This is a genomic window from Geomonas silvestris (assembly GCF_014193515.1).
GTDB lineage: Bacteria > Desulfobacterota > Desulfuromonadia > Geobacterales > Geobacteraceae > Geomonas > Geomonas silvestris.
In genome coordinates this window covers 176,746-198,091 of sequence record NZ_BLXX01000001.1, presented here as the reverse complement: position 1 = coordinate 198,091, position 21,346 = coordinate 176,746, and the positions used below count along the sequence as shown (strand labels likewise).

The following is a 21,346-nucleotide window of genomic DNA, read 5'->3' as shown; positions in this document are numbered from 1 at the left end:
TCGATCCGTTCCCTGCCTGACGAGGATATTTTGGACACCAACCAGAGTGAAACCCCAGCACCAGAAGTCATCGCCCACGGGCTGCGCCGGATCCGTCTCAGGCGCTGGATCCTGTGGGTGGTGCTGATCATCTATCTCCCGACCATGTGGCTCGCCCAGCAGGTCACCCGGTCCTTTCACGGCGCGCTCCCCGTGTTCTTTGCCTGGGTGCTCCTCCTGATCATTGCGACTGCCTGGTCGGCCGCGGTCCGCTGCCCGCGCTGCGGCAACTACTACCACGTAAACGGCATGATGCTTTTGTACCTGCGCCGCTGCCTGCACTGCCAGCTTCCTCTCACCGCCGATCGGGAAAAGAATTGAGGATACACGGTGCAAGCGTCGATTTCTCTAGACAACTCTCATTTGACGACTAAAATATCCAGCTGGTGATCACCCGACGGCGGGATCCCCCGGGTGATTCGCTCTCGTTTCCATTCTCCCACAGCGTGTTGCCTGCATGTTCTAAAAGAGCCGTTCCCGTTTCTCTAAACCCAGGGGGTAAACCATGAGAAGACGAGCGTTTCTGAAGCTGATGGGGCTTGCCGCCCTGTTCCACCAGTGGCTCCTCCGCACGGTGGCCGCAGCCGAGGGTCCGGTAGTGGCGGTTGCCAGCGGTAAGGATCACGCCCAGATCACCCGCAATGCCATTGCGGCCCTGGGTGGGATGCAGCGTTTCGTGAAGAGCGGCGACGTGGTCGTGGTGAAACCGAACATGGGCTGGGACCGCACCCCCGAGCAGGGGGCCAACACGAACCCCGTGGTGGTGCGCACCGTGGTGGAGGAGGCGCTCAGGGCGGGTGCGCGCAAGGTGAAGGTCTTCGACAGGACCTGCAACGACGACCGGCGCTGCTACGTGAACTCCGGGATGGTGGCCGCCTTGAAGGGGATGAAGAACGTCGAGCTGAAGTACATCGAGAACGAGCGTTTCAAGAAGGTCGACCTGAAGGGGAAGGCGCTTGACGAGTGGGAACTCTACGACGAGGCGCTCAACGCCGACGTCTTCATAAACGTCCCGGTTGCAAAGCACCACCAGCTCACCAAGGTAACCCTGGGGCTTAAGAACGTCATGGGGGTGATGGGGGGCAAGCGCGGCGCCATCCACAAGAAGATCGACGAGGCCCTAACCGACGTCAACAAGGTGCTCAAGAGCCACCTGGTGCTGGTCGACGCAACCCGGGTCCTGATCGCCCACGGCCCGCAGGGGGGGAGCCTCGAGGACGTGAAGTACCTGCACAAGGTGATCGCCTCCACCGACATCGTCGCGGCCGACGCCTACGCCACCACCCTCTTCGGGCACCGACCCGAGGAGATCGCCGTCACGGTTGCCGCCCACCGGCGCGGCCTGGGCGAGATGGACCTGAAGAAAATCCGCATCGTGAAGGCCTGAGTGGCATGAAACGACCGAGCACGGCGCGCCTGTCCCAGTGGATCTTCCTGCTTGTCTTCGCGGTCTTGTTCGTGAAGACCGAATACCGCGGCTCCGATACCATTTCGGCCGCCATCAACAGCTTCTTCCGTGCCGATCCGCTGGTGCTGGCAAGCTACCTGGCGGCCAACCGCACCTTCACCTGGCTCCTCTTCCCGGCGCTCCTCATGCTGGGGTTCACCCTGCTGTTGGGGCGCTTTTTCTGTGGCTGGATCTGCCCTTTGGGGACCGTGCTCGACCTGGTCACCGCTCGGATCAAAAAGACCGCCCCTCTTCAGGTTCTCAAGGGGAACCTCAAGTATTACCTCCTGCTGCCGCTGCTTTTCGCGGCGCTCTTCCACGTGAACCTCGCCGGGATCCTCGATCCGCTGGCCATCCTGGTGCGGGCGCTCACCTTCTTCTTGTACCCGCTCTTTGGGGATACTTTGCGCGGCGGTTGGGTCGGCCTTTACCGCCTGATCGGTGAGCGCCGGGACCTCCTGGAGCCCGGGTTCAACCTGCTGCGCAACCACCTGCTCCCTTTCCGGGAAACCTTCTACCCGCTCGCCTTTCTTTCCGCGCTGCTCTTTTTCGGCATCCTCTTTCTGGAACGCTACGAGACCCGCAACTGGTGCCGAAACCTCTGCCCGCTGGGGACCCTGCTCGGGATCTTCAGCAGGTTCTCTCCGTTCAAGCGGCTGCCGGGAAGGCTTTGCGGCGACTGTTCGAACTGCCGCTCGGTCTGCCCGACCTCGTTTGACAGCGACGAACTGCTCCAGGAGGAGTGTGTTCTCTGTCTTGAGTGCCTGACGGGGTGCGAAAAGGGGAGGGCGCGTTTTGCCTGGAAACCGGGGGGGCCGCGTAGTGCCGGTTTTGTCCCGCAGCGGCGCGTCCTCTTGGGGGGGCTGGCCTCCGGGTTCCTGCTCTCGGGGCTTTTCAGGTTCCGCCGGCCGGAGGCCGAGGCCCGGGTCCTGCGCCCGCCGGGGGTTCAATCCGAGGATGACTTCCTGAAGAAGTGCGTGCGCTGTGGCGAGTGCCTGAAGGTCTGCCTGACCGGCGCACTCTATCCTGCTATCGCGCAAGCCGGCGTCGAAGGGATCTATACGCCGGTGGTCACGCCGCGACTGGGCTACTGCGAGTTCAACTGCACCCTGTGCGGCCAGGTCTGTCCGACCGCAGCCATTCCGAGCCTTCCGGTCGCCGAGAAGCGCCGCGCGGTGATCGGCAAGGCGCACCTCGACAAGAACCACTGCCTCCCTTTTGCCCGTCGCACCAACTGCATCGTCTGCGAGGAACACTGTCCGATCCCCCAGAAGGCGATCCGCTCCGAAATCGTGGAAACGCTCGATCTCGAGGGGAAGCCGATCAGCCTGCAGCAGCCCTATGTAGTGGAGGAACTCTGCAACGGCTGCGGCATCTGTGAAAACGTCTGTCCCCTGGAAGGAAAATCGGGGATCGAGGTTTTGGCGGTGAAGGACCGCACGCCGTTGAAGCGCGCAGCCATCGCTCCCCCAGAGGCGCGATCGACCCACAAGAAAGAGAGTGGAACGGGGACTTCCGAAGATGCTGCAGGTGTAACGGAGGGTGGCGGGGGCGTTGGTGGAGGAGGGAAAGAAGACGCGCACCCAAGGAAGGAATCCCAAGGTGCAGTCAAGGCCGGCGGCGCAGCACAGGACGCCGCCGACCCCTACGGCAGCGACGCCTATCGTTGAGGGATGAGCGGGGCAGGGATCGGTGGTGCAGGAGGGAGCGGCTGCCTCCTGGCCAGCGTCGCCTGTGTCTCTTCGAGGGCCCCGAGTCCCCGCTCCAGAGCTTCCTGGAGACCGGTACTGTCTACCTGGGCCTTTTCAAAAATGGGCTGGAGCATGTCGACACTTGCCGGGGTCAGGAGGTGGCCCAGGACCTCGCGCAACTTAACCACGTCGAACTGAAAGGCCCGGTAGGCGCGTTTTATCTCGCCCCCCGCTTCAGATACCCTGTCGAAATCCTCTCCCAGATCGATCACCCGCTGTTCGTCGTTTCTCCCGGTACGCGGCAGGGCACACGCCTCGAGCGACCTTCCCGACTCGACCAGGTAGAACGTGCCACGATAAAACATCCCGTCCGCGTGCCTTAGCAGGCGCTCTCCCGCCTGAGTCATGAGTTCGGCGTTCGCCTGGTAAAAGCGGAAGGCCTGGCCCAGGTCTGCCGGGGGCGCGAGTGAGATTCCCAGGAACGCCTCCTCGGTTGCCTGGGTTTGATGCAGCGCCCACAGGTAGTCGTCTGAAATCCCCTGCAGGGTGGCACTGCCGTAGGGTGAGGTGCTGTGGGGGCGGGCCCCGGAACCGGCACAGCCGGAAGTGTGCACGGCGAAAAGAAGCGTCAGTGCTGCAAAGGCTTTCTTCGATGATCTCATGTGGGAACTCCTTGTGCTGGCAGGACAGGCACTGTTGCGACGGTGATTGGCAGCAGAAAACTCTCAGGGCGACGACTTCACCTGGTGCGCAGGGAAAGGGAGTGACCTGTAACTCCGCGGCGCTCACGATGGTTAAGAATATATAATAAAGCAAGAGAGTCAACGGACCCGCGTCAGGCACAAATGGTTTCTTCATGCTGCATCTCCCTGTTTCTTTGGTAAAATTCAGCCAGCGTTCTGTTTGAACGAAAGCCTTACCATGCGGAGGTTTAGCCATGAAACAGTGTCTGTTTGCCTTGATGATGCTCCTGGTCGCTCAGTCGGCGCAGGGCCGCCTGATAACGAAGACTGTCGAGTACAAGGAAGGAGAAACCACCCTCGAGGGATACCTGGCCTACGACGATGCCCTGAAGGGAAAGCACCCCGGAGTCCTGGTGATTCACGAGTGGACCGGGGTCAATGCGTATGTGAAAAAACGGGCCGACCAACTGGCCAGCCTCGGGTACGTCGCGTTTGCCGCTGACATCTACGGCAAAGGGGTGCGCCCTGCGACGCCGGAGCTTGCGGCTAAAGAGGCGGCCAAGTATCGCGGCAAGGATCGCAGCCTGATCCGTGCCCGTGCTGCCGCCGGGCTGGCCACGCTCGCGGCGAATCCCCACGTCGATGCCAACCGCCTGGCGGTGATGGGCTACTGCTTTGGTGGTACGGCGGCGCTTGAGCTTGCGCGCAGCGGAGCCAACCTGAAGGGGACGGTCAGCTTCCATGGCGGCCTCGACACGCCAGACCCGGGCGACGCCAGGAAGATCAAGGGGAAGGTTCTGGCACTGCATGGTGCCGACGACCCGTTCGTTACGCCGCCCCAGGTGGCAGCCTTCCAGGATGAGATGCGCCAGGCCAAGGTCGACTGGGAGATGGTGATCTACGGCGGTGCGGTGCACAGTTTCACCAACCCGGACTCCGGCAACGACAACAGCAAAGGAGTCGCCTACAATGCAGAAGCGGACCGCCGCTCCTGGACCGAGATGAAGCTGTTCTTCAACGAGATCTTCGGGAAATAACCCAACCTCGGACCTGACAACAAAGGGGGAGCTGCCCGGCAGCTCCCTTTTTTTATGCTGTACAGACCCTCCGGGAAAGCTTCATCTGGGGATCACGGGGATGCTGAGCTGGCTTTGTAGGTAACCATCGGCCTGTACACACCCAGGTATGCCAAACGGCAGCTCCTTCTGTAATTGACCCGGGAGCGAATAGTGTGATAAACGTCCCTTAACTTTGTCCGTTCGGCCGGCCCTTTTTCATCAACAGCGTTTCTTCCAGTTCGAGGTGTGGTAGTGGGAGTTCGGGAGTTTTTCCAGCGACTTTTGGAGAACAGCAGGAGTGACGAGAAACTCGCAGACGCGCTTCCTTTCAGTCACGCCGAGTTCGATCTGAAACTTGCCTGGAACCTCTCGATGACCGGGGGGGAGACGGTGCTGGCGGGAGTGGTGCAGAACCTGCGCTGGGCGCACCTGGAAGCGGGAGAACTCTGGGTAGCAGCGCTTGACTCATCCGAGGTAAAGCTGGCGCAGGAGGTCTGCTACCTACCGCACCAGATAAGGCAAGGGGACAGCGCCCGGTTCACCATCCGGCTCCCAATGGCGCTGCCGCCAGGCACCACGTTACAGTTCACCTACCGCTACCGCGGTTCCGACGGCGGAGATGGCGGCACAACCTGGTCGCAGAGCTTCGAGTTCCCGGTTCCGGCGCCTGAAGAGATCCCGCAGCCATCCCAAACAAGGAGATGATCATGCACTACCTGTTGTTTTACGAGGTTTCTGAAGACTACCTTTCCCGGCGCGGCGAGTTCCGCGGGGCGCACCTGCAGCTTGCCTGGCAGTCGCACGAAAAGGGGGAACTGGTGCTGGGGGGAGCGTTGGCCGATCCGGTCGACGGAGCGGTGCTGCTCTTCAAGGGGGACTCTCCCGAAGTGGCCGAGCGCTTTGCCCAGGCGGACCCTTACGTCACCAATGGTCTGGTGTCGAGTTGGCGCGTGCGCCCCTGGACCACGGTGGTCGGTGCGGACGCCGCCACACCGGTGCGGCTCTAGCCCCTCTGGGTACTGAGGGCACTCCCGAAAATAAGCTGGTGGCTCGGCCTCCCTTGACTTGAAGTTGCCCGACGCGTTATACCAGTACATCACCTTCCGGGAGTCTCCCTTTGCCGATCAGATTCATCCACACCTCCGACATCCACCTGGGAAAAACCTACCGCTCCGGCGGCGCCGCCGGCGAGCGTTACGGCGACTTCTTTGCCACCTTTGCGGCGATTGTCGCCGACGCCATTCGGGAAAAGGTCGATTTCGTGCTGATCGGCGGAGACCTCTTCCACACTGGCCAAATCCTCCCCAAGACCTTTGCGAAGACCATCGAGATCCTGCAGCCCTTGAAGGATGCCGGCATCCCCTGCATCGCCGTTGAGGGGAACCATGACTGGATCCACCGGCGCGACTCGGTCTCCTGGATGGAGGCGCTCTCCCAGCTTGGCTACATCTGCCTGTTACGCCCCTCGCGCACGACCGACGGCGGCTACCGCTTCGACCCTTTCGATGCGGAGGAGGGGAGCGGGGGCTATCTCGAAGTGGCCGGAGTCAACGTCTACGGGCTGGGCTATATCGGCTCCCAGGCGGGAACCCATATCGAGCGGATCTGCCAGGCGGTTGCCACGCGGCGCAACATCCTGCTTTTCCACGTCGGGGTCTGGAGCTACTCCCCGGTCGAGATCGGCAACATAAAGCCCGAAGAGGCGTTGCCGCTTGCCGATTGCTTCGCTTACGTGGCGCTGGGACACGGTCACAAGCCGTACATCGTCGAGACCCCGGAGGGGCGTCCCTACGCCTTCAACCCTGGTTCGCCCGAATGCGTCAACTTCGGTGAAGAGCGCTACGACAAGGGGTACTACCTCGTTACCATGGACGACGATGGGGTGAGCCACCTCTTCAAGGCGAGCTCTCCGCGCCCCATGCTGGTTTTGACCGTCGACCTCGATGGTGCCCTGGACGCAGGGGAGGCGCTGGAGCGCTTCGGCGCGCGGATGCGCGAGCGCCTCGACGCGCAGACCGACCAGCGGGCGCCGCTCATCGAGGCGCGCCTGATCGGCAAGGTCGCCTTCCATCCTTTCGAGCTGAGCCGGGACAGGCTGCGCTGTGCGTTGGAGGATATCCGCCAGCCGCTGCACCTCGAGATCAAGAACCACCTGTCGCAGATCTCCTCTTCGGGCGGCGAGGAAAAGGTGAAAAAGAGCCTCGCCGAGATCGAGCGGGACGTGCTGGGCGAGCTGATCCGGGCCAACAGCAGCTACCGCGACCGGGAGAGTGAACTTATCGAGCTCTCGCTGGCGCTGCGCGACCTGGTGCTGAAAGGGGATGTGGAAGGTGAGGAGCTCCTCGGGCTGCTCTTGCGCGGAGGTGGCTCGTGCGACTGATCTCCATCCATCTGAGGAACATCAAGTCGCACCGGGAGACCGATCTCACCTTCGCTCCGGGGATCAACGTCTTAAGCGGCGCCAACGGCTCGGGAAAGAGCACCATCTTCGAGGCGATCGGCTATGCCCTCTTCGGTGTCAACGCCCAGGACTTCGTTACCAAGGCCGAACGTTTTCTCTCCATCGGCGCCAAAAAGGGCGAGGTCGGCGTGGTATTCGAAGGCGCTGACGGCGAGACCTACCGGGTGACCCGAACCGTCGGGACTTCCGGCAAGTGGCTCCTTGCCAAGCTGCGCGGGGAGAGCTTCGAGATCGAAGACCATGCGAACCTGCAGGAGACCGAGGCGCGCATCGCGAAGCTTTTGGGACTATCCGGCAACCGCTCGCTCGCCGACCAGTTCAAGCTGGTGATCGGCCCCTTCCAGAACGACTTCCTGGGACCCTTCGTGATCCGCCAGCCGACCAAACGGCAGGACGCCTTCGACGAGATCCTGGGCATCGACGCCTGGCGCAAGACCTTCGACGGCACCAAGAGCCTGAACAGCGCCATCGCCGGCAAAATCGAGACCCTGCAGGCCGAGGTGGCCGGCAAGCAGGACCAGGTAGCCGTACTCCCCGCCAAGGAAGTTGAACTACGCACTATTTCGGCATCGCTGGCCGGCAAGCGTGAGGAGCTCGAACGGGAGCGTGCCGCACATGATGCCGTAGCCGCACAGGTGGCAACCTGGGATGCGCACAAGGTAAAGTTGGACGAGACGCAAAGCGGTCTCCAGGCGGTCCAGGAGCGGGTCCGATCCGGAAACGACCACGTGGCGAACCAGCAGCTCCTGGTGCAGCAGGCTGTCGAAGCCAGCGCGGTGGTGGAGGCGGCGCGTGCCGGCAAAGAGGCGTACCTCGCAGCGGAGCAGCGGCTCAAAGGGTTGCGGGAGGCGGAGTCGCAGAAAAACCGTCTGGAAAAGGAACTGGCTGCGCTGGAGAAGGAGCAGTCCGGGCTTACGGCTGCCTTGGGGATCGAGCAGCGCGAGATAGATGCGCTGGCAGGCACCATCACGGCGGAAGAACAAAAGCTGGCCCAGGAGGAACAGGAGCAGGTGAGCCTCCAGAGCGGGCTCATGGCTAAGGATAGTGCCGCACGTGCCGCTTTGGAGGCGGCTTCCCGGGACGAGTCACGCTTCCGGGAGCTTCCGGCCCAGCGCATCGAGAACACCCTGCCGTACCTCGAGGTCGCCCTGGACCGGCTCCAGTCCCTTGATGCGCAACTCGAGCAGAAGCAGAAACGCGTGAGTGCCGGAGCCGGACTGAAGGATCTTGCCGCAGCACTCGCCACCCGCAGGGAGGAGTTGGAGCGGGTGCAGCACGAAAAGTCGTTGCTCGCCGGGCGGCACCAGGCCCTGGTCGAAGGTTGCCAGCAGATAGGGGAGGGGGACTGCCCGTTTTTCCAGGAGCCCTGCCAGAACCTGCACGAGCTGGGAGGGACCGCGCTCTTCGCGTCGCGCATTACCGAGGCGGAAGCCGAGCTGGCACGTCTGGATGCCCTGGCGCGCGGGCTTGCAGAGCTGGTGCAGAAGGCCCAGGAAGCCGCACTCGAGCTGGCGGGGATCGATCAGGTCGCACGGGAATTGGAGCAGGGTATTCGGGAGCGTGCGGCGCTGGAAAAGGATTTTCAGACCCGTCTTGCCGAGATAGAGCCTGCGGAACTCCTTAAAACCCTGCGTAGCTTCCTGACTTCTGTCGACGTTCCTGAACCTTCGGCGGCGCCCCTTCAGCTGGCGCTTAGTGATACCCCCTCCGAGCGCCGTCAGCAGCTTGCCGACTGGAGCGGTGCCTGGGTCGAAACCCTGCGCACGGTTGAATCGGCCGTCGTTGCGCGCGTGAAAACGGCCGAAGAACCCGTGCAGTCCTGCCTCCTGAAACTGCGGGAAATCGGGGTGCGCGGCGAGGCCCTGGAGCGCAGGAAGCGCGATCTGCAAGGCAACCGGGAAAAACTCGCGCAGCGGCAGCAGGCAGTTGCCGCCCAGCAGCAGCGACTGGCCGAGCTGCAGGTGAGTTCCGGCCGAAAGCACGCCTCGCTGGAAGCCTTTGCCGGCCTGGATCGGCTAATCGAGGCGGCCGGAACCGAGCTGACCCGCTATCAGGCGGATCGTGACCGTTTCATCGCCCATGAACAGGCGGCCCTGGAGTTGGAGAAACGCCAGGAGACCCTGGGCAAGTACCGGGAGCGCCTGGCCGTGCTGGAGACGGATCTTGCGGCAAAGAGCGCCGAGGTGCGCGAGCTTCAGGATGGTTACCAGGCGGAAGCCCACGAGCTGGCAAAACGCGAGCGCGAGCGTCTGACGGCGGCTGTGGCCAGGTTGCAGGCAGAGATCGCAGCGGCGCACAACGAAGCGAAGAGGCTTGAGGGGGAGATAGCGGCGCTCACCCGGATCGCGGCAGAGATAGAAGAGAAACTGGCCGCTGTGGAGGAACTGCGGGACAAGGGGAACCTGGTCAAGTTCCTGCGTACCCAGCTTTTCAAGAACGTCTCCAGCCAGCTCTCGGAGCGGTTCCGCGAAGAGATCAGCTTCCGGGCTGACCGGATCTACCGCAGCATTGCGGAATCGGACGAGGAGCTCTTCTGGGGGGAAAACTACCAGATCATCCTGAAGGACATGGTGGATGGCGCCTTGCGCGAGCGCAGCGACGACCAGCTCTCCGGCGGCCAGATGATGAGCGCGGTCGTAGCCTTAAGGTTGGCACTCTTGCAGACCATCGGCGCCCGCATCGCCTTCTTCGACGAGCCGACCTCCAACCTCGACGCCGAGCGCAGGGAAAACCTGGCGCGCGCCTTCCGCGCCATCGACGTTGGAAAAGAAGAAGTTACCGAGCACTGGTACGATCAGCTCTTCCTGGTGAGCCACGATGTAAGCTTCACCGAGATTACCGACCAGATTATTCACCTGGATAATGGGAAGAATAACGGCGGGTAACCTCCTGAATCCTTATCAGGAGATCGCATCCTGGCGTGCCAACTGCACGTTGGAGAGGCGAAACGTCATGTTCCTCTGCGAACGTGCACTTTTAACCAAGAAGATGTCAATTTTGCGGATTGAAATAGCACTTCTTTGGTAAAAAACTTCACTTTTTTATAAAAAATGCAACTTTTTGACAAAAAGCTTCACTTTTTGCGAGGTCAGCTCCGCCTTTTGGCTGAAATATGCAACTTTCCGTCTAAAAAGCTTCACTTTTTTTGAAAAAGCTTCACCTTTTTTGAAAAAGCTTCACTTTTTCGGAAAAGCTTCACTTTTCGGAGACTGGTTTGTGCTGCAACGAATGACAATTCTTAAAGGAAGGACCTCTCTCATCTATGACTGACCAAAACCGCGGTGCCTGGTTCATCGTCGCATCAGCCGCCGGGTTTGCCACGCTTGGCATCCTGATCAAATTCGCCTTCCAGGGCGGCGCGAACATCACCACCATTTTGGCAGGCCGGTTTCTGCTGGCCGGAGCTTTCCTGTTCTGCATTCTGCGTTTGAACCGAACCCGACTCACCGTGAGCCGCAAGACCGCGGTGCAGCTCATCCTGATGGGGGCGGTTGGCTACGGTGGGATGTCAGGGCTTTACGCCAACAGCATCCACTTTCTTCCCGCCTCGCTCACCGGGATGTTGCTCTACACCTATCCGGCGTTGGTAACTGTCCTCGCCGTATTGACCGGCGTCGAGCATTTTAACCTGACCAAAGGGGCAGCGCTGCTTTTGTGCACCGGCGGGCTTGTGCTCCTGCTTGGGGCGTCGTTTGATGGGGTGCAGTTGGAGGGTGTATTGTCGGCGCTGGGGGCGGCCGTAATCTACAGCTGCTACATCCTGATCGGCAACCGGATCCTCAAGGATTTGGACCCACTGGTCACCTCGCTCTACGTCTGTACCGCTGCCGGTCTCGCCTTCTTGTGCTACGGAGCTGCGACTGGGGAGCTCATCTTCCGGGTGACCCCGAGCGGTTGGCTCGCCATTGTCGGCATCGCCGTATTTCCCACCATCTTTGGCGTCATCGGCTTCTTTGCCGGGCTGCGCCTCATCGGCGCCACCAACGCCTCCATCATCAGCACCCTCGAACCGCTCATCACCGTACTGCTCTCCGCCGTCCTCCTGGGCGAACGCATCAGCGCCATGCAAGGGCTGGGCGGCGCCACGCTGCTTGCCGGTGCGGTAGTCCTGCAACTGTGGGGCAATGGGCGCAGGGTAACGGTTAACGAAGCCTAGCTTCCTGGCGCCTGCTGATCGGACTGATCGGACCGATCGGTCTGATCGAAAACCTCCAAAAAATCAAAAGGGGATGCTGGGGTTACCCCCCGCATCCCCTTCTTTATTTGGCTAAAGCGCGTTCCCCTTACCCGTGTGACGCGGCGGCGTTGACCTCCTCGGCGCGCTTACGGTCCTTCTCGTGGTCCTTCGCGATCAGCATGTAGATCGACGGGATGATGAACAGGGTAAACATGGTGCCGATCGCCATGCCCCCCACCAGTACGAGACCGATGGAGTTCCTGGCGGCTGCGCCGGCACCGGTCACCAGGGTGAGCGGGAAATGGCCGGCGATGGTTGCTGCGGCGACCATGAGGATCGGGCGCAGACGGGTCATGGCCGCCTGGTGTACCGCCTCGAGCTTGCTCAACCCTTTCATCTGCAACTGGTTCGCGAACTCGACGATCAGGATGCCGTTTTTGGACACCAAGCCGACCAGCGTCACCAGGCCGACCTGGGAGTAGATGTTGAGCGTCGTGGTCCACCCCTTGGTCCAGAAGGGGGTGTTCGGGTCCGGTATCTTCAGGAAGGTGAAGAGCAGGGCGCCAAACATCGCCAGCGGCACCGAACCCGCCAGGATGACGAACGGGTCGCGGAAGCTGTTGAACTGCGCCGCCAGCACCAGGAAGATCAGGACGATGGCGAGGCCGAAGGCCGGCAGGAACTTGTTCCCCTCGGTGCGCAGCTGGCGCGATTCCCCGGTGTAGTCGATGAGGTAGCCCTGGGGGAGGACCTTGGCAGCCTCGGTTTCCATGAACTTGAGCGCCTCATCCAACGGCCGGATGGCGACGCCGCTGATCTTTACGGCGTTCTTCTGCTGGAAGCGGTTCAAGGAGCGCGGCACCACCGAGTCGCGCTGCTTCGCGATAGTGGAGAGCTGAAGTACGGAGTTGTTGGGACCGGTCACGTAGGTGTTCTCGATCTGGTCGGGGTTGAGCCGGTCGGTGCGCTGCACCTGCGGGATCACCTTGTAGCTGCGCCCGGAGATGTCGAAGCGGTTCACGTAGTTGCCGCCCACGAGCGCACCGAGATCGTTGGATACCTGGGAGAGGTTGAGCCCCAGCGACGCCACCTTGTCGCGGTCGATGCTGAAATCGGTCTGCGGTTGGTCGATCTTCACGTCGATGAGCGGCGGGAAGGCGAACATGCCGCTTGCCGCTGCCTTGGCCTGCAGCTGCTGGGCAAAGCCCAGGATCTCGGGTGCATCGGCAGTCGAGGTGATCAGGAATTCCACGGGGAAATCGCCGCCGCCGGGGAGGGCAGGGGGGGTAACCGGGAAGATCCGCACGCCGGGGATTGCCTGCAGCTTCGCCTGCACCTCGGGGAGGATCTGGAACACGGTACGGTGCCGCTCATTCCAGGGCTTGGTGACCAGGCCGCTGAACCCAGAGTTGGGCATGGTGATCTGGAAGGTGAACTCGCGCTCCGGGACCTTCATCAGGATGTCGTTGATCGCCGTGGCAAAATGGACGTTCTGATCGATGGTCGAGTTGGCCGCGGAGTCGAGGATGCCGAAGATGACCCCCTGGTCCTCCATCGGGGCGAGTTCCTTGGCCGACATGGTGAACATCGGGATGCTCAAAAGCGAGATCACCAGCCAGACGGTGTAGACCGCCGGGCGTGCCGACAGGGTCCAGCTGAGCATCCGGCCGTAGAGGTTTTTCAGCCGCTCGAAGTCGCGCGAGATGCGCCCGGCAAGACCGCGCTCCTCGGCGCCAGGCCTTAGCAGGGTCGCCGACATGACCGGCGAAAGGGTGAGGGCGACGACGCCCGAGATGGTCACTGCGCCGGCCAGGGTAAAGGCGAACTCGCGGAACAGGCTTCCGGTGAGTCCCCCCTGCAGGCCGATCGGGAGGTACACGGCGGCAAGCGTGATGGTCATCGCTATGATGGGGCCCACCAGCTCGCGCGCGCCGACGAGTGCCGCCTCGAGCGGTGTCTTCCCATCGCGCATGTGGCGCTCGACGTTCTCCACCACGACGATGGCGTCGTCGACCACCAGACCGACGGAGAGCACGACGGCCAGAAGGGTCAAAAGGTTCACCGTGAACCCGAAGAACTGCATCAGGAACACCCCGCCGATGAGCGAGACCGGGATGGCGACGATCGGGATCAGGACCGAGCGGAACGAGCCCAGGAAGAGGAAGATCACCAGCATGACGATCAAGAGCGTGTCGCCCAGGGTGCTCAAAACCTCGTGGATCGCGTCGGAGATGTAGCTGGTGCCGTCGTAGGCGATGCCGGCCTTAAGCCCGGTGGGAAGGTCGCGCTGGATGTTGGCCATCTCGGCGCGCACCGCCTTGATGACGTCCAGGGAGTTCGCGTTGGGGAGCGGCCAGATCCCCATGAAGACGGCATTCTGCCCCGAGAAGCGCACCTCGGTGTCGTAGTCCTCGGCGCCCAAGACGACGTCGGCGATGTCGCTCAGGCGCACGATGGTGCCGCCGGACTGGCGCACCGCCATCTTCCTGAACTCGTCCACCGTGCTTAAGTTGGTGTCGGCGGTGAGGTTCACCTGGATGTAGGACCCCTTGCTGCGCCCCAGGGCCGACAGGACGTTGTTGGCTGCCAGCGCCTGGCGCACCTGCGCCGGTGTGATGGCGAGCGCCGCCATCCGGTCCGGCTTGAGCCAGATGCGCATGGCGAAGGTGCGGGCGCCCAGGATGTCGGCACGCTGCACGCCGGGAACCGCGGAGAGGCGCGGCTGCACCACGCGCACCAGGTAGTCGGTGATCTCGTTGGCCTTCAGGATGTCCGAGTTGAAGGTGAGGTAGGCCGAGGCGAACTGGCTGTCGGCCGACTCGATGTTGAGGGTCGGCACCTCAGCTTCGGGCGGCAGGTCGCGGCGCACCTGGTCCACCTTCGACGAGATCTCGGCAAGGGCCTTGGTGGAGTCGTAGTTGAGTTTGAGGCGCACCGAGATGGTCGAGAGCCCCAAGGTGCTCTGGCTCGAGATGTACTCGATGCCGTCGGCAGCGGCGATGACGCGTTCCAGCGGGGTGGTGATGAAGCCGCGCACCAGTTCCGGGCTGGCCCCCACGTAGACCGTGCTGACGGTGATGGTGGCATTCTCGCTGCGCGGATACTGGCGCACCTGCAGGGTCCTGATCGCCTGCAGACCGGCAATGATGATGATGAGGCTCACCACCGCGGCCAGGACCGGGCGGCGTATGAAAAGATCGGTTATCTTCACGGCTAGTTGTTCTCCGGTTTGGGCGCCTTCTGGAAGTTCGGTGCCAGCTTGTTGTCGATGATGGCAGACTGCCCGTTATGCAGCTTGAAGACGCCGGTACTGACCACGACCTCGCCCTCTTTGAGGCCGCTGGTCACTACCACCAGGTCGCCGCGCTTCTCGCCCAGGCGCACGAACTGCTGGCGCAGCACCTTGCCGGTCTGGGCCTGGGGCGGGCCCTGCGGTCCCGGCTGCTTGCCCGGAACCTTGGATGCCTTGGCCTCCTTGGCCTCGAGCTCCTTCTCTTCCTTGGCGTCCACCACCAGGAATACCGAATCGCCGTACGGGTTGTAGAGGACCGAGGTGGTCGGGACGGTGAGCACCTTCTGGCGCACCGGAAGGCCTACGGCCACGTTGACGAACATCCCGGGGCGCAGCCTCTCCAGGGCATTCTCGATGGTCGCCTGCACCTTCACGTTGCGGGTATCGGCGTCGATCAGCGGGTTGATCGCCGAGATCCTGCCGGTGGTGCTGAGCCCGGGAATCGCGTCGCTGGTGACCCGGATGGTCTGGCCGACCTTAAGCTGTCCCAGTTGCTGCTGGGGGAGGGCGAAATCGACGAAGATCGGGTTGAGGCTCTGCAGGGTCACCACCGGGTCGTTCTCGCGCAGCATTTGTCCCAGGTTCACCTGGCGGATCCCGAGCCTCCCGGTGAAGGGAGCGCGGATGGTCTTCTTGGCGATGGTGGCGCGGATGTTCGCGACCTGGGCCTCGGCCTGCTCTTTCTGGGCCAGGGCGGTGTCGTAGTCGGCCTGCGAGATGATGCGTTCGGCGAGCATCTTCTTGTCGCGCTCCAGTGTGGACCGGGTGAGCTGCACCTGGGCAAGCGCCCCCTGGAGCTGGGCCTGCTCCGCGGCGACGTCCTGGGCTACCAGGATGTCGCCTTTTTTAACCAGGCTGCCGGGCTGGAAGCCGATGTTCACGATCTTGCCGGCGAGTTCGCCGGCCACCGTCACCCCTTGGACCGCGGTAAGCGTGCCGACCGCGCTCAGGCTGGAGTCCCAGCTGTCGGAGTGCGCGGTGGTCGTGGTGACCGTTTCCGCAGGCATGACGAACTTCTTGCCGCCTGCGATCATGGCTTTGATCTGCAGGGCCTTGATACCGGCAAGAACGGCGATGACGAGTACGAGGAGGATGATTGCGTATATGATCCGTTTCTTCATGTGCTACGGCTCCGAATGGTGAAGTAGTTAGTAGTGAGTAGGTGATTTACGGTGGTGCAGTATCCCATTCATCCCTGTTTGTTCAGGTTTTGCTTCTTGTTATCCCCTTGATCCCTGTTCCACCAGCCGCCGCCCAATGCCTGGAACAGCGCCGCCGAATCGGCTAGCCGTGCCGCCTGCGCCTGCGCCAGGGTGATGCGCGCCTGCAGGTACTGGCGCTCGGCGTCGAGCAGGAAGAGGTAGTTCACCGCGCCGAGTGTGTACTGCCTGCGGGTCAACTCCAGGCTCGCCCGTGCCGATTGTTCTGCCTCGGCCTGGGCCTTCAGTGCCTGGGCGTCCATCTCCAGCGCACGCAGGACGTCTGCCACGTTCTGGAACGCCTGCAGCACCGTCACGCGGTACTGTGCCTCCGCCTGCTCGTAGGCGGCATTGGCGGCGCGCCGCCGGGCCTGCAGTTCACCGCCGCGAAAGATCGGCTGCAGCACGTTGGCGCCGATGGACCAAAGCGGGGTGCTGGTAAACAGGTCGCCGAAGGTCGTCGCCTGCGGCCCGAAGCTCCCGGTCAGGGTGATCTTCGGGAAGAGGTTCGAGGTCGCCACGCCGATCTGGGCGCTCGCCTGGTGCAACTGCTCCTCGGCTGCCAGAACGTCCGGGCGCTGACGCACCAGTTCGGAGGGGAGGCTCAAGGGGAGTTCCTCGGGGAGCTTGAGCCCCGCCAGGTCGAATTCGGGGAGCGCCGCAGCCTCGGAGGGGAAACGACCGGCCAGGACCGCCATCTGGTGCCGCGACTGCGCCAGTTCCTTTTGCAACGGCGGCAGGTTGGTGCGGGTCTGGGCCAGTTGCGACTGCTGCGCCAAAAGCTCGGGACGCGTCCCGGCTCCCAGCTCCAGGCGCCGCTCGGTGAGGCGCACCTGCTCTTCCTGGGCCGCGAGCATCTCGTTGATCGCCTGGATGCGCGCCTTCAGGGAGGCCTGCTGCACCGCCGTGGTCACCAGGTTCGAGGTGAGGGTGAGATAGGATCCCTCCAGGAGGAAGCGCTGGTAATCGAGCTGCGCCTGGGAGGCCTCGAGAGCCCTGCGCGGTCCGCCGGTCAGGTCCAGGTTGTAGGCCACGTTGACCGAGGCGTTATAGAGGCTGAAGGTGCTGCTCGGGACGTTGGGCTGACCGAAGGATGCCCCGGAAAACTTCTGCCGCGTCGCCGAGAAGCCCGCATCGACCGTGGGGAACAGGGTGCCGAACTGGGCCCGGCGCAGTTCGGCCGCTTCGCGCAGCGCCGCCTGGGCAGCCGCGAGGTTCGGGCTCCGCTGCACCGCCTGCGTGATCAGGTCGTTCAGGGGCTGGCTTTGAAACAGCGTCCACCACTCGGCGGGAATGTCCCGCCCGCTGACGATGCGTTGAGCTTCGCCCTGGGGAATGCTCGCCGAGGCAGTCGTAGTAGGGAGGGGGAGCGCGGTGAAACTGGTCGCGGCGGGGGCGGCAGGCTTCCGGAAATCAGGCCCGACCTTGCAGCCCGAGAGGGCCAAGACGGCGGCAAGCATCGAAACGCTGCCGAGGGCGGTCGCTTTACTGATTCTTCTGGCTGTTTGTGCCGGGAGATGTGTCACTGAAGGGGTAGTGCCTTTATTGGTTTTCATTCCGGTAGTACCAGAGGATCCTTTCTGACAGTTAGGGGTTGCGCCGACAGTAAGCAGGCGTGTCAGACATCATATACAAAATCGGATTTCTTGCAAATACTTCTTCCGCTTACAGTTTCTGCCCAAGATCTCCCGCGTGAGCGACGAAGTTCAGGCTAACGGGCCGGTTTGGCGCATGAAATGCTGCAAAGAGTTGACTCAGGCGGCGGGTGTCTGTCTCGCGATCTTGTCAGTTGTTACCTGTCTGTTACAAAAGCGCCACCAGGGTACAGCATTATTTAAGCCCGCGTACGTCAGATACAGAGTTTCCGGCATTGAATCTGGCAGCTGCGGCTCGGGTTCGTTGTTATGACGGTGGGCCAGCTTTTTTCCGCAAGATCGCAAACGAGTTCGCGCGGGGCGGGAGGGCGCCCCAGTAGGCCGGGGCTTTCGTTGACTTTCCGACACCAATCTGCTAGAGGACTATGTTTGTACTCATTTTTGGCTAGGACTACATGGAACAATTCTTCGTAAAACTCTCCATCATGCTGGTGCCGGCATTGATGGCCATCACCTGCCACGAGGTCTCCCACGGCTACATCGCGGACAAGTTCGGTGACAGTACCGCGAGGATGCTGGGTCGGCTCACCCTCAACCCGCTCAAACACCTGGACATCTTTGGCACCCTCATGGTGTTCGTGGTCGGGATCGGCTGGGCCAAGCCTGTTCCGGTCAACTTTCACAACTTGCGCCACCCCAAGCGGGACATGATCTGGGTCGCGATTGCGGGCCCCATCACCAACTTCACCCTCGCGGTGGTTTCGGCCTTCGCCATGCGGGGGCTCATCGCGGCAAGCTCCGGCCTGCCCGACAACTCGCTTGCTTCCAGCATCGTCGACCCGGTCACCCTGATGCTCGCCTTCTCGGTCTACGTGAACCTGCTCCTGGGGGTCTTCAACCTGATCCCGGTGCCGCCCCTGGACGGGGGGAGGGTGGCGGTCGGCATTCTCCCGTACCGCCCTTCGGCTCTCCTGGCGCGGCTCGAGCCCTTCGGCATGATCATCATCATTGCCGTGGTCTTTTTCACCGATGCCTTCAGCTATGTCATCTTCCCGGCCCTCAACTTCGGCGTTCACCTCCTGGCCGGCCCGCACGCTAACCTAGTCTTCGGCGTAACCAAGTTGATGATGAGGTGATTTTCGGCCCCATCGTCGTAACGATAGCAACAGCCACAAAGGAGTCCGTATCCATGAACAACAAGCGTATCGTAAGCGGCATGAGACCCACCGGGAAACTGCACCTGGGACATTTCCACGGGGTGTTGTCCAACTGGCTTGAACTGCAGAAAAACTTCGAGTGCTTCTTCTTTGCAGCCGATTGGCATTCTCTGACCACCGAGTACGCGAACACGGACGGCATCAAGGACAGCATCCGGGAGATGGTGCTGGACTGGCTCGCCTTCGGCATCGACCCCGAAAAGAGCGTGATCTTCGAGCAGAGCATGGTGCCGCAGCACGCCGAGCTTAACCTGATCCTCTCCATGATCACCCCGGTCGCCTGGCTGGAGCGCAACCCGACCTACAAGGAGATGCAGGAGAACCTGGAGACCAAGGACCTCTCCACCTACGGTTTCCTCGGCTACCCGGTCCTGATGGCCTCGGACATCATCGTCTACAAGGCGGCCCGGGTGCCCGTGGGGCAGGACCAGATCCCGCACCTGGAGATCACCCGCGAGATCGCCCGCCGCTTCAACCACCTCTACAGCCCGGTCTTCCCGGAGCCGGCGGCGCTTCTCACCGAGACCCCGAAGGTGCTCGGCCTGGACGGCCGCAAGATGAGCAAGTCCTACGGCAACGCGATCTTTCTTTCGGACAGCGCCGAGGAGACGCGTAAAAAGGTGCTCTCCATGATGACCGACACCCTGCGCCCCTTCAAGAAGGACCCGGGCGAGCCGGATCGCTGCGTCGCCTTCACGCTGCACTCCCTGTACGTACCCCAGGAAAAGCGCGAGGAGATCGTGGTCAACTGCCGCAACGCGACCCTTGGCTGCGTCGACTGCAAGAAGATCCTGGCACAGTGCATGGTCGACACCCTGGAGCCCTTCCGCGCCAAGCGCGAGAATCTGGCCGCCAAGGATGGCCTGGTTCAGGAGGTGCTCGCCGAAGGGAGCCGCAAGGCGGAAGCCGTCGCCAAAGAGACCATGCGCGACGTTCGCGCGGCACTTAAGGTCTGAAGCGGTAACTGGTTGTATAAACGGTCGGGTCGTTGAGGAGGCTAAGCTCAAAAGAGAGTTAAGCCACCCAACGACCCAACCACTCAATGCCTTGCCCCGGAGTCACCCCTTGCCCCTGGAAAACATGCAATCAAACCTGTTTGCCGAATCCCTCGAGAACGCCTACCGGGTGCAGATCGAGGAGTTCGAGGGGCCGCTCGACCTCTTGCTCCACCTCATCAAGAAAAACGAGCTGGACATCTACAATATCCCCATCGCCTCCATCACCAAGCAGTACCTGGAATACCTCGACCTTATGAAGGAACTCAACCTGGACATCGCGGGGGAGTTCCTGGTGATGGCGGCCACGCTTTTACAGATCAAATCGCGCATGCTGTTGCCGGTCACCCCGGAAGAAGAGGATGCCGAGCCGGAAGACCCGCGCGCCGAACTGGTGCGCCGGCTCCTCGAGTACCAGCGCTACCGGGATGCCTCCTACCAGCTCTCCAGCCGGAACCTCCTGGGGCGCGAGGTGTTCGCCCGCAAGTTCGATTCCGACGAGATCTCGGAAAATGCCCCCAAGGAAGAGCCGATCGACGTGGAGCTTTTCGAGCTCATCGACGCCTTCCGGCGCGTGCTCGGCAAGGTGTCGGTGGAAACCTTCCACAGCGTGGTCACCGACGGCATCAGTATCGCCGACCGGATCAGCGAGGTGCTGACCCTTTTGCACGGCGGCAAGACCATCAGCTTCGATGCGCTTTTTCACGACGGGATGACCCGGGACCTCCTGGTGGTCACCTTCCTCTCCATCCTTGAGCTGTGCAAGCTTAAATTGATCAAGATCACCCAGGCGGAGAGTCTGGGATCCATCTGGCTCACCTCGGCCGCCCAGGCCGATGATCTCGAGGCGGAACTGGAGCAGGAGGAGATTCTTGCCGGCTAGATCGCTGAAGACCATCATCGAGAGTCTGCTCTTCGTCCACGACCAGCCGCTCACCCTGGACCGCCTGGCGCTACTTTTGGAGGAGTTCGAGCGCTCCGAAATCCGCAGCGCGCTCGAGGAACTGGTCCGGGAGTACGAAGAGGCGCAGCGCGGCATCGTGCTGGCCCAGGTGGCCGGCGGCTACCAGCTGCGCAGCCGCCCCGAGCATGCCGATTACATCCGCAGGCTCACCAAGAGCCGCGGCGTTAAGTTCAGCCAGTCGGCGCTTGAGACGCTTGCCATCATCGCCTACCGCCAGCCCATCACCCGGGCCGAGGTCGAGTACCTGCGCGGTGTCGACTCCGGGGGGGTCTTGAAAAGCCTTCTGGAGAAGAAGCTGCTGCGCATCCTGGGGAAGAAGGACGTGCCGGGCAAGCCGATCATCTACGGCACCAGCCGCGAGTTCCTGGAACTCTTCGGGCTTAAGGACCTGAACGCGCTCCCGAGCCTGAAGGAGATCCAGGAGCTCGCGCCCCCCGACCCCTTCGCGGACCAGCCGGCGCTGCCGCTCGATCCTGTCGAGGCCCAGTAAGTACGCTGCGCAAAATGGGATGCTGCCTGGCTCGTCCT

17 protein-coding genes are annotated in these 21,346 nt (G+C 62.3%); 13 read left to right on the top strand and 4 right to left on the bottom strand.

Features of this window, described 5'->3' with window-relative positions; translation table 11 throughout:
- The first annotated feature begins 30 nt into the window (after positions 1-30).
- From GMST_RS00805 to GMST_RS00795, 3 genes are all read left to right on the top strand, one after another.
- On the top strand, positions 31-360 hold the full coding sequence (locus tag GMST_RS00805; protein WP_246399148.1) for a YgzB family protein: 330 nt from the start codon (positions 31-33) through the stop codon (positions 358-360).
- Between the two features lie 184 nt (positions 361-544).
- A complete protein-coding gene (locus GMST_RS00800; protein WP_183352701.1) occupies positions 545-1,426 on the top strand; it encodes a DUF362 domain-containing protein in 882 nt (293 codons plus the stop codon).
- Between the two features lie 5 nt (positions 1,427-1,431).
- The gene (locus tag GMST_RS00795; protein WP_183352700.1) at positions 1,432-3,156 is read left to right on the top strand and encodes a 4Fe-4S binding protein; all 1,725 of its coding nucleotides are present in this window, start codon (positions 1,432-1,434) and stop codon (positions 3,154-3,156) included.
- Here GMST_RS00795 and GMST_RS00790 read toward each other — a convergent pair.
- Positions 3,147-3,839, bottom strand: coding sequence for a hypothetical protein (locus GMST_RS00790; protein WP_183352699.1), 693 nt, complete (start codon positions 3,837-3,839; stop codon positions 3,147-3,149). The genes GMST_RS00795 and GMST_RS00790 overlap by 10 nt on opposite strands.
- A 275-nt stretch (positions 3,840-4,114) precedes the next feature.
- On the opposite strand from GMST_RS00790, the gene GMST_RS00785 reads away from it, so the two are divergent.
- The 6 genes from GMST_RS00785 to GMST_RS00760 all read left to right on the top strand — a co-directional run bounded on the left by GMST_RS00785 (position 4,115) and on the right by GMST_RS00760 (position 11,535).
- On the top strand, positions 4,115-4,897 hold the full coding sequence (locus GMST_RS00785) for a dienelactone hydrolase family protein (RefSeq protein WP_183352698.1): 783 nt from the start codon (positions 4,115-4,117) through the stop codon (positions 4,895-4,897).
- Positions 4,898-5,170: 273 nt separating this feature from the next.
- Positions 5,171-5,623, top strand: coding sequence for a hypothetical protein (locus GMST_RS00780; protein WP_183352697.1), 453 nt, complete (start codon positions 5,171-5,173; stop codon positions 5,621-5,623).
- 2 nt (positions 5,624-5,625) lie between these two features.
- Positions 5,626-5,925, top strand: coding sequence for a YciI-like protein (locus tag GMST_RS00775; RefSeq protein WP_183352696.1), 300 nt, complete (start codon positions 5,626-5,628; stop codon positions 5,923-5,925).
- Positions 5,926-6,035: 110 nt separating this feature from the next.
- Entirely contained in the window at positions 6,036-7,298 is a 1,263-nt protein-coding gene (locus GMST_RS00770) for a metallophosphoesterase family protein (protein WP_183352695.1), read from the top strand.
- The gene (locus GMST_RS00765) at positions 7,289-10,264 is read left to right on the top strand and encodes an AAA family ATPase (RefSeq protein ID WP_183352694.1); all 2,976 of its coding nucleotides are present in this window, start codon (positions 7,289-7,291) and stop codon (positions 10,262-10,264) included. Before GMST_RS00770 ends, GMST_RS00765 begins: the two co-directional genes overlap by 10 nt.
- 377 nt (positions 10,265-10,641) lie before the next feature.
- A complete protein-coding gene (locus GMST_RS00760) occupies positions 10,642-11,535 on the top strand; it encodes a DMT family transporter (protein ID WP_183352693.1) in 894 nt (297 codons plus the stop codon).
- A gap of 127 nt (positions 11,536-11,662) precedes the next feature.
- Here GMST_RS00760 and GMST_RS00755 read toward each other — a convergent pair whose 3' ends face one another.
- The 3 genes from GMST_RS00755 to GMST_RS00745 form a co-directional block, all read right to left on the bottom strand.
- A complete protein-coding gene (locus GMST_RS00755; protein ID WP_183352692.1) occupies positions 11,663-14,767 on the bottom strand; it encodes an efflux RND transporter permease subunit in 3,105 nt (1,034 codons plus the stop codon).
- Positions 14,768-14,769: 2 nt separating this feature from the next.
- A complete protein-coding gene (locus tag GMST_RS00750) occupies positions 14,770-15,969 on the bottom strand; it encodes an efflux RND transporter periplasmic adaptor subunit (protein ID WP_183352691.1) in 1,200 nt (399 codons plus the stop codon).
- Positions 15,970-16,037: 68 nt separating this feature from the next.
- Complete coding sequence (locus tag GMST_RS00745; RefSeq protein WP_198424524.1) at positions 16,038-17,507, bottom strand: efflux transporter outer membrane subunit; 1,470 nt, start codon at positions 17,505-17,507, stop codon at positions 16,038-16,040.
- 590 nt (positions 17,508-18,097) lie between these two features.
- Here GMST_RS00745 and GMST_RS00740 point away from each other — a divergent pair.
- From GMST_RS00740 to scpB, 4 genes are all read left to right on the top strand, one after another.
- Complete coding sequence (locus GMST_RS00740) at positions 18,098-18,778, top strand: site-2 protease family protein (RefSeq protein WP_183352689.1); 681 nt, start codon at positions 18,098-18,100, stop codon at positions 18,776-18,778.
- Positions 18,779-18,831: 53 nt separating this feature from the next.
- On the top strand, positions 18,832-19,815 hold the full coding sequence (gene trpS, locus GMST_RS00735; protein WP_183352688.1) for a tryptophan--tRNA ligase: 984 nt from the start codon (positions 18,832-18,834) through the stop codon (positions 19,813-19,815).
- A gap of 124 nt (positions 19,816-19,939) precedes the next feature.
- Positions 19,940-20,737: a segregation and condensation protein A gene (locus tag GMST_RS00730; protein WP_246399141.1), complete on the top strand. Its 798-nt coding sequence runs from the start codon at positions 19,940-19,942 to the stop codon at positions 20,735-20,737.
- Entirely contained in the window at positions 20,727-21,308 is a 582-nt protein-coding gene (scpB, locus tag GMST_RS00725; RefSeq protein ID WP_183352686.1) for an SMC-Scp complex subunit ScpB, read from the top strand. The genes GMST_RS00730 and scpB overlap by 11 nt, the downstream gene beginning before the upstream one ends.
- Positions 21,309-21,346 lie beyond the last annotated feature (38 nt).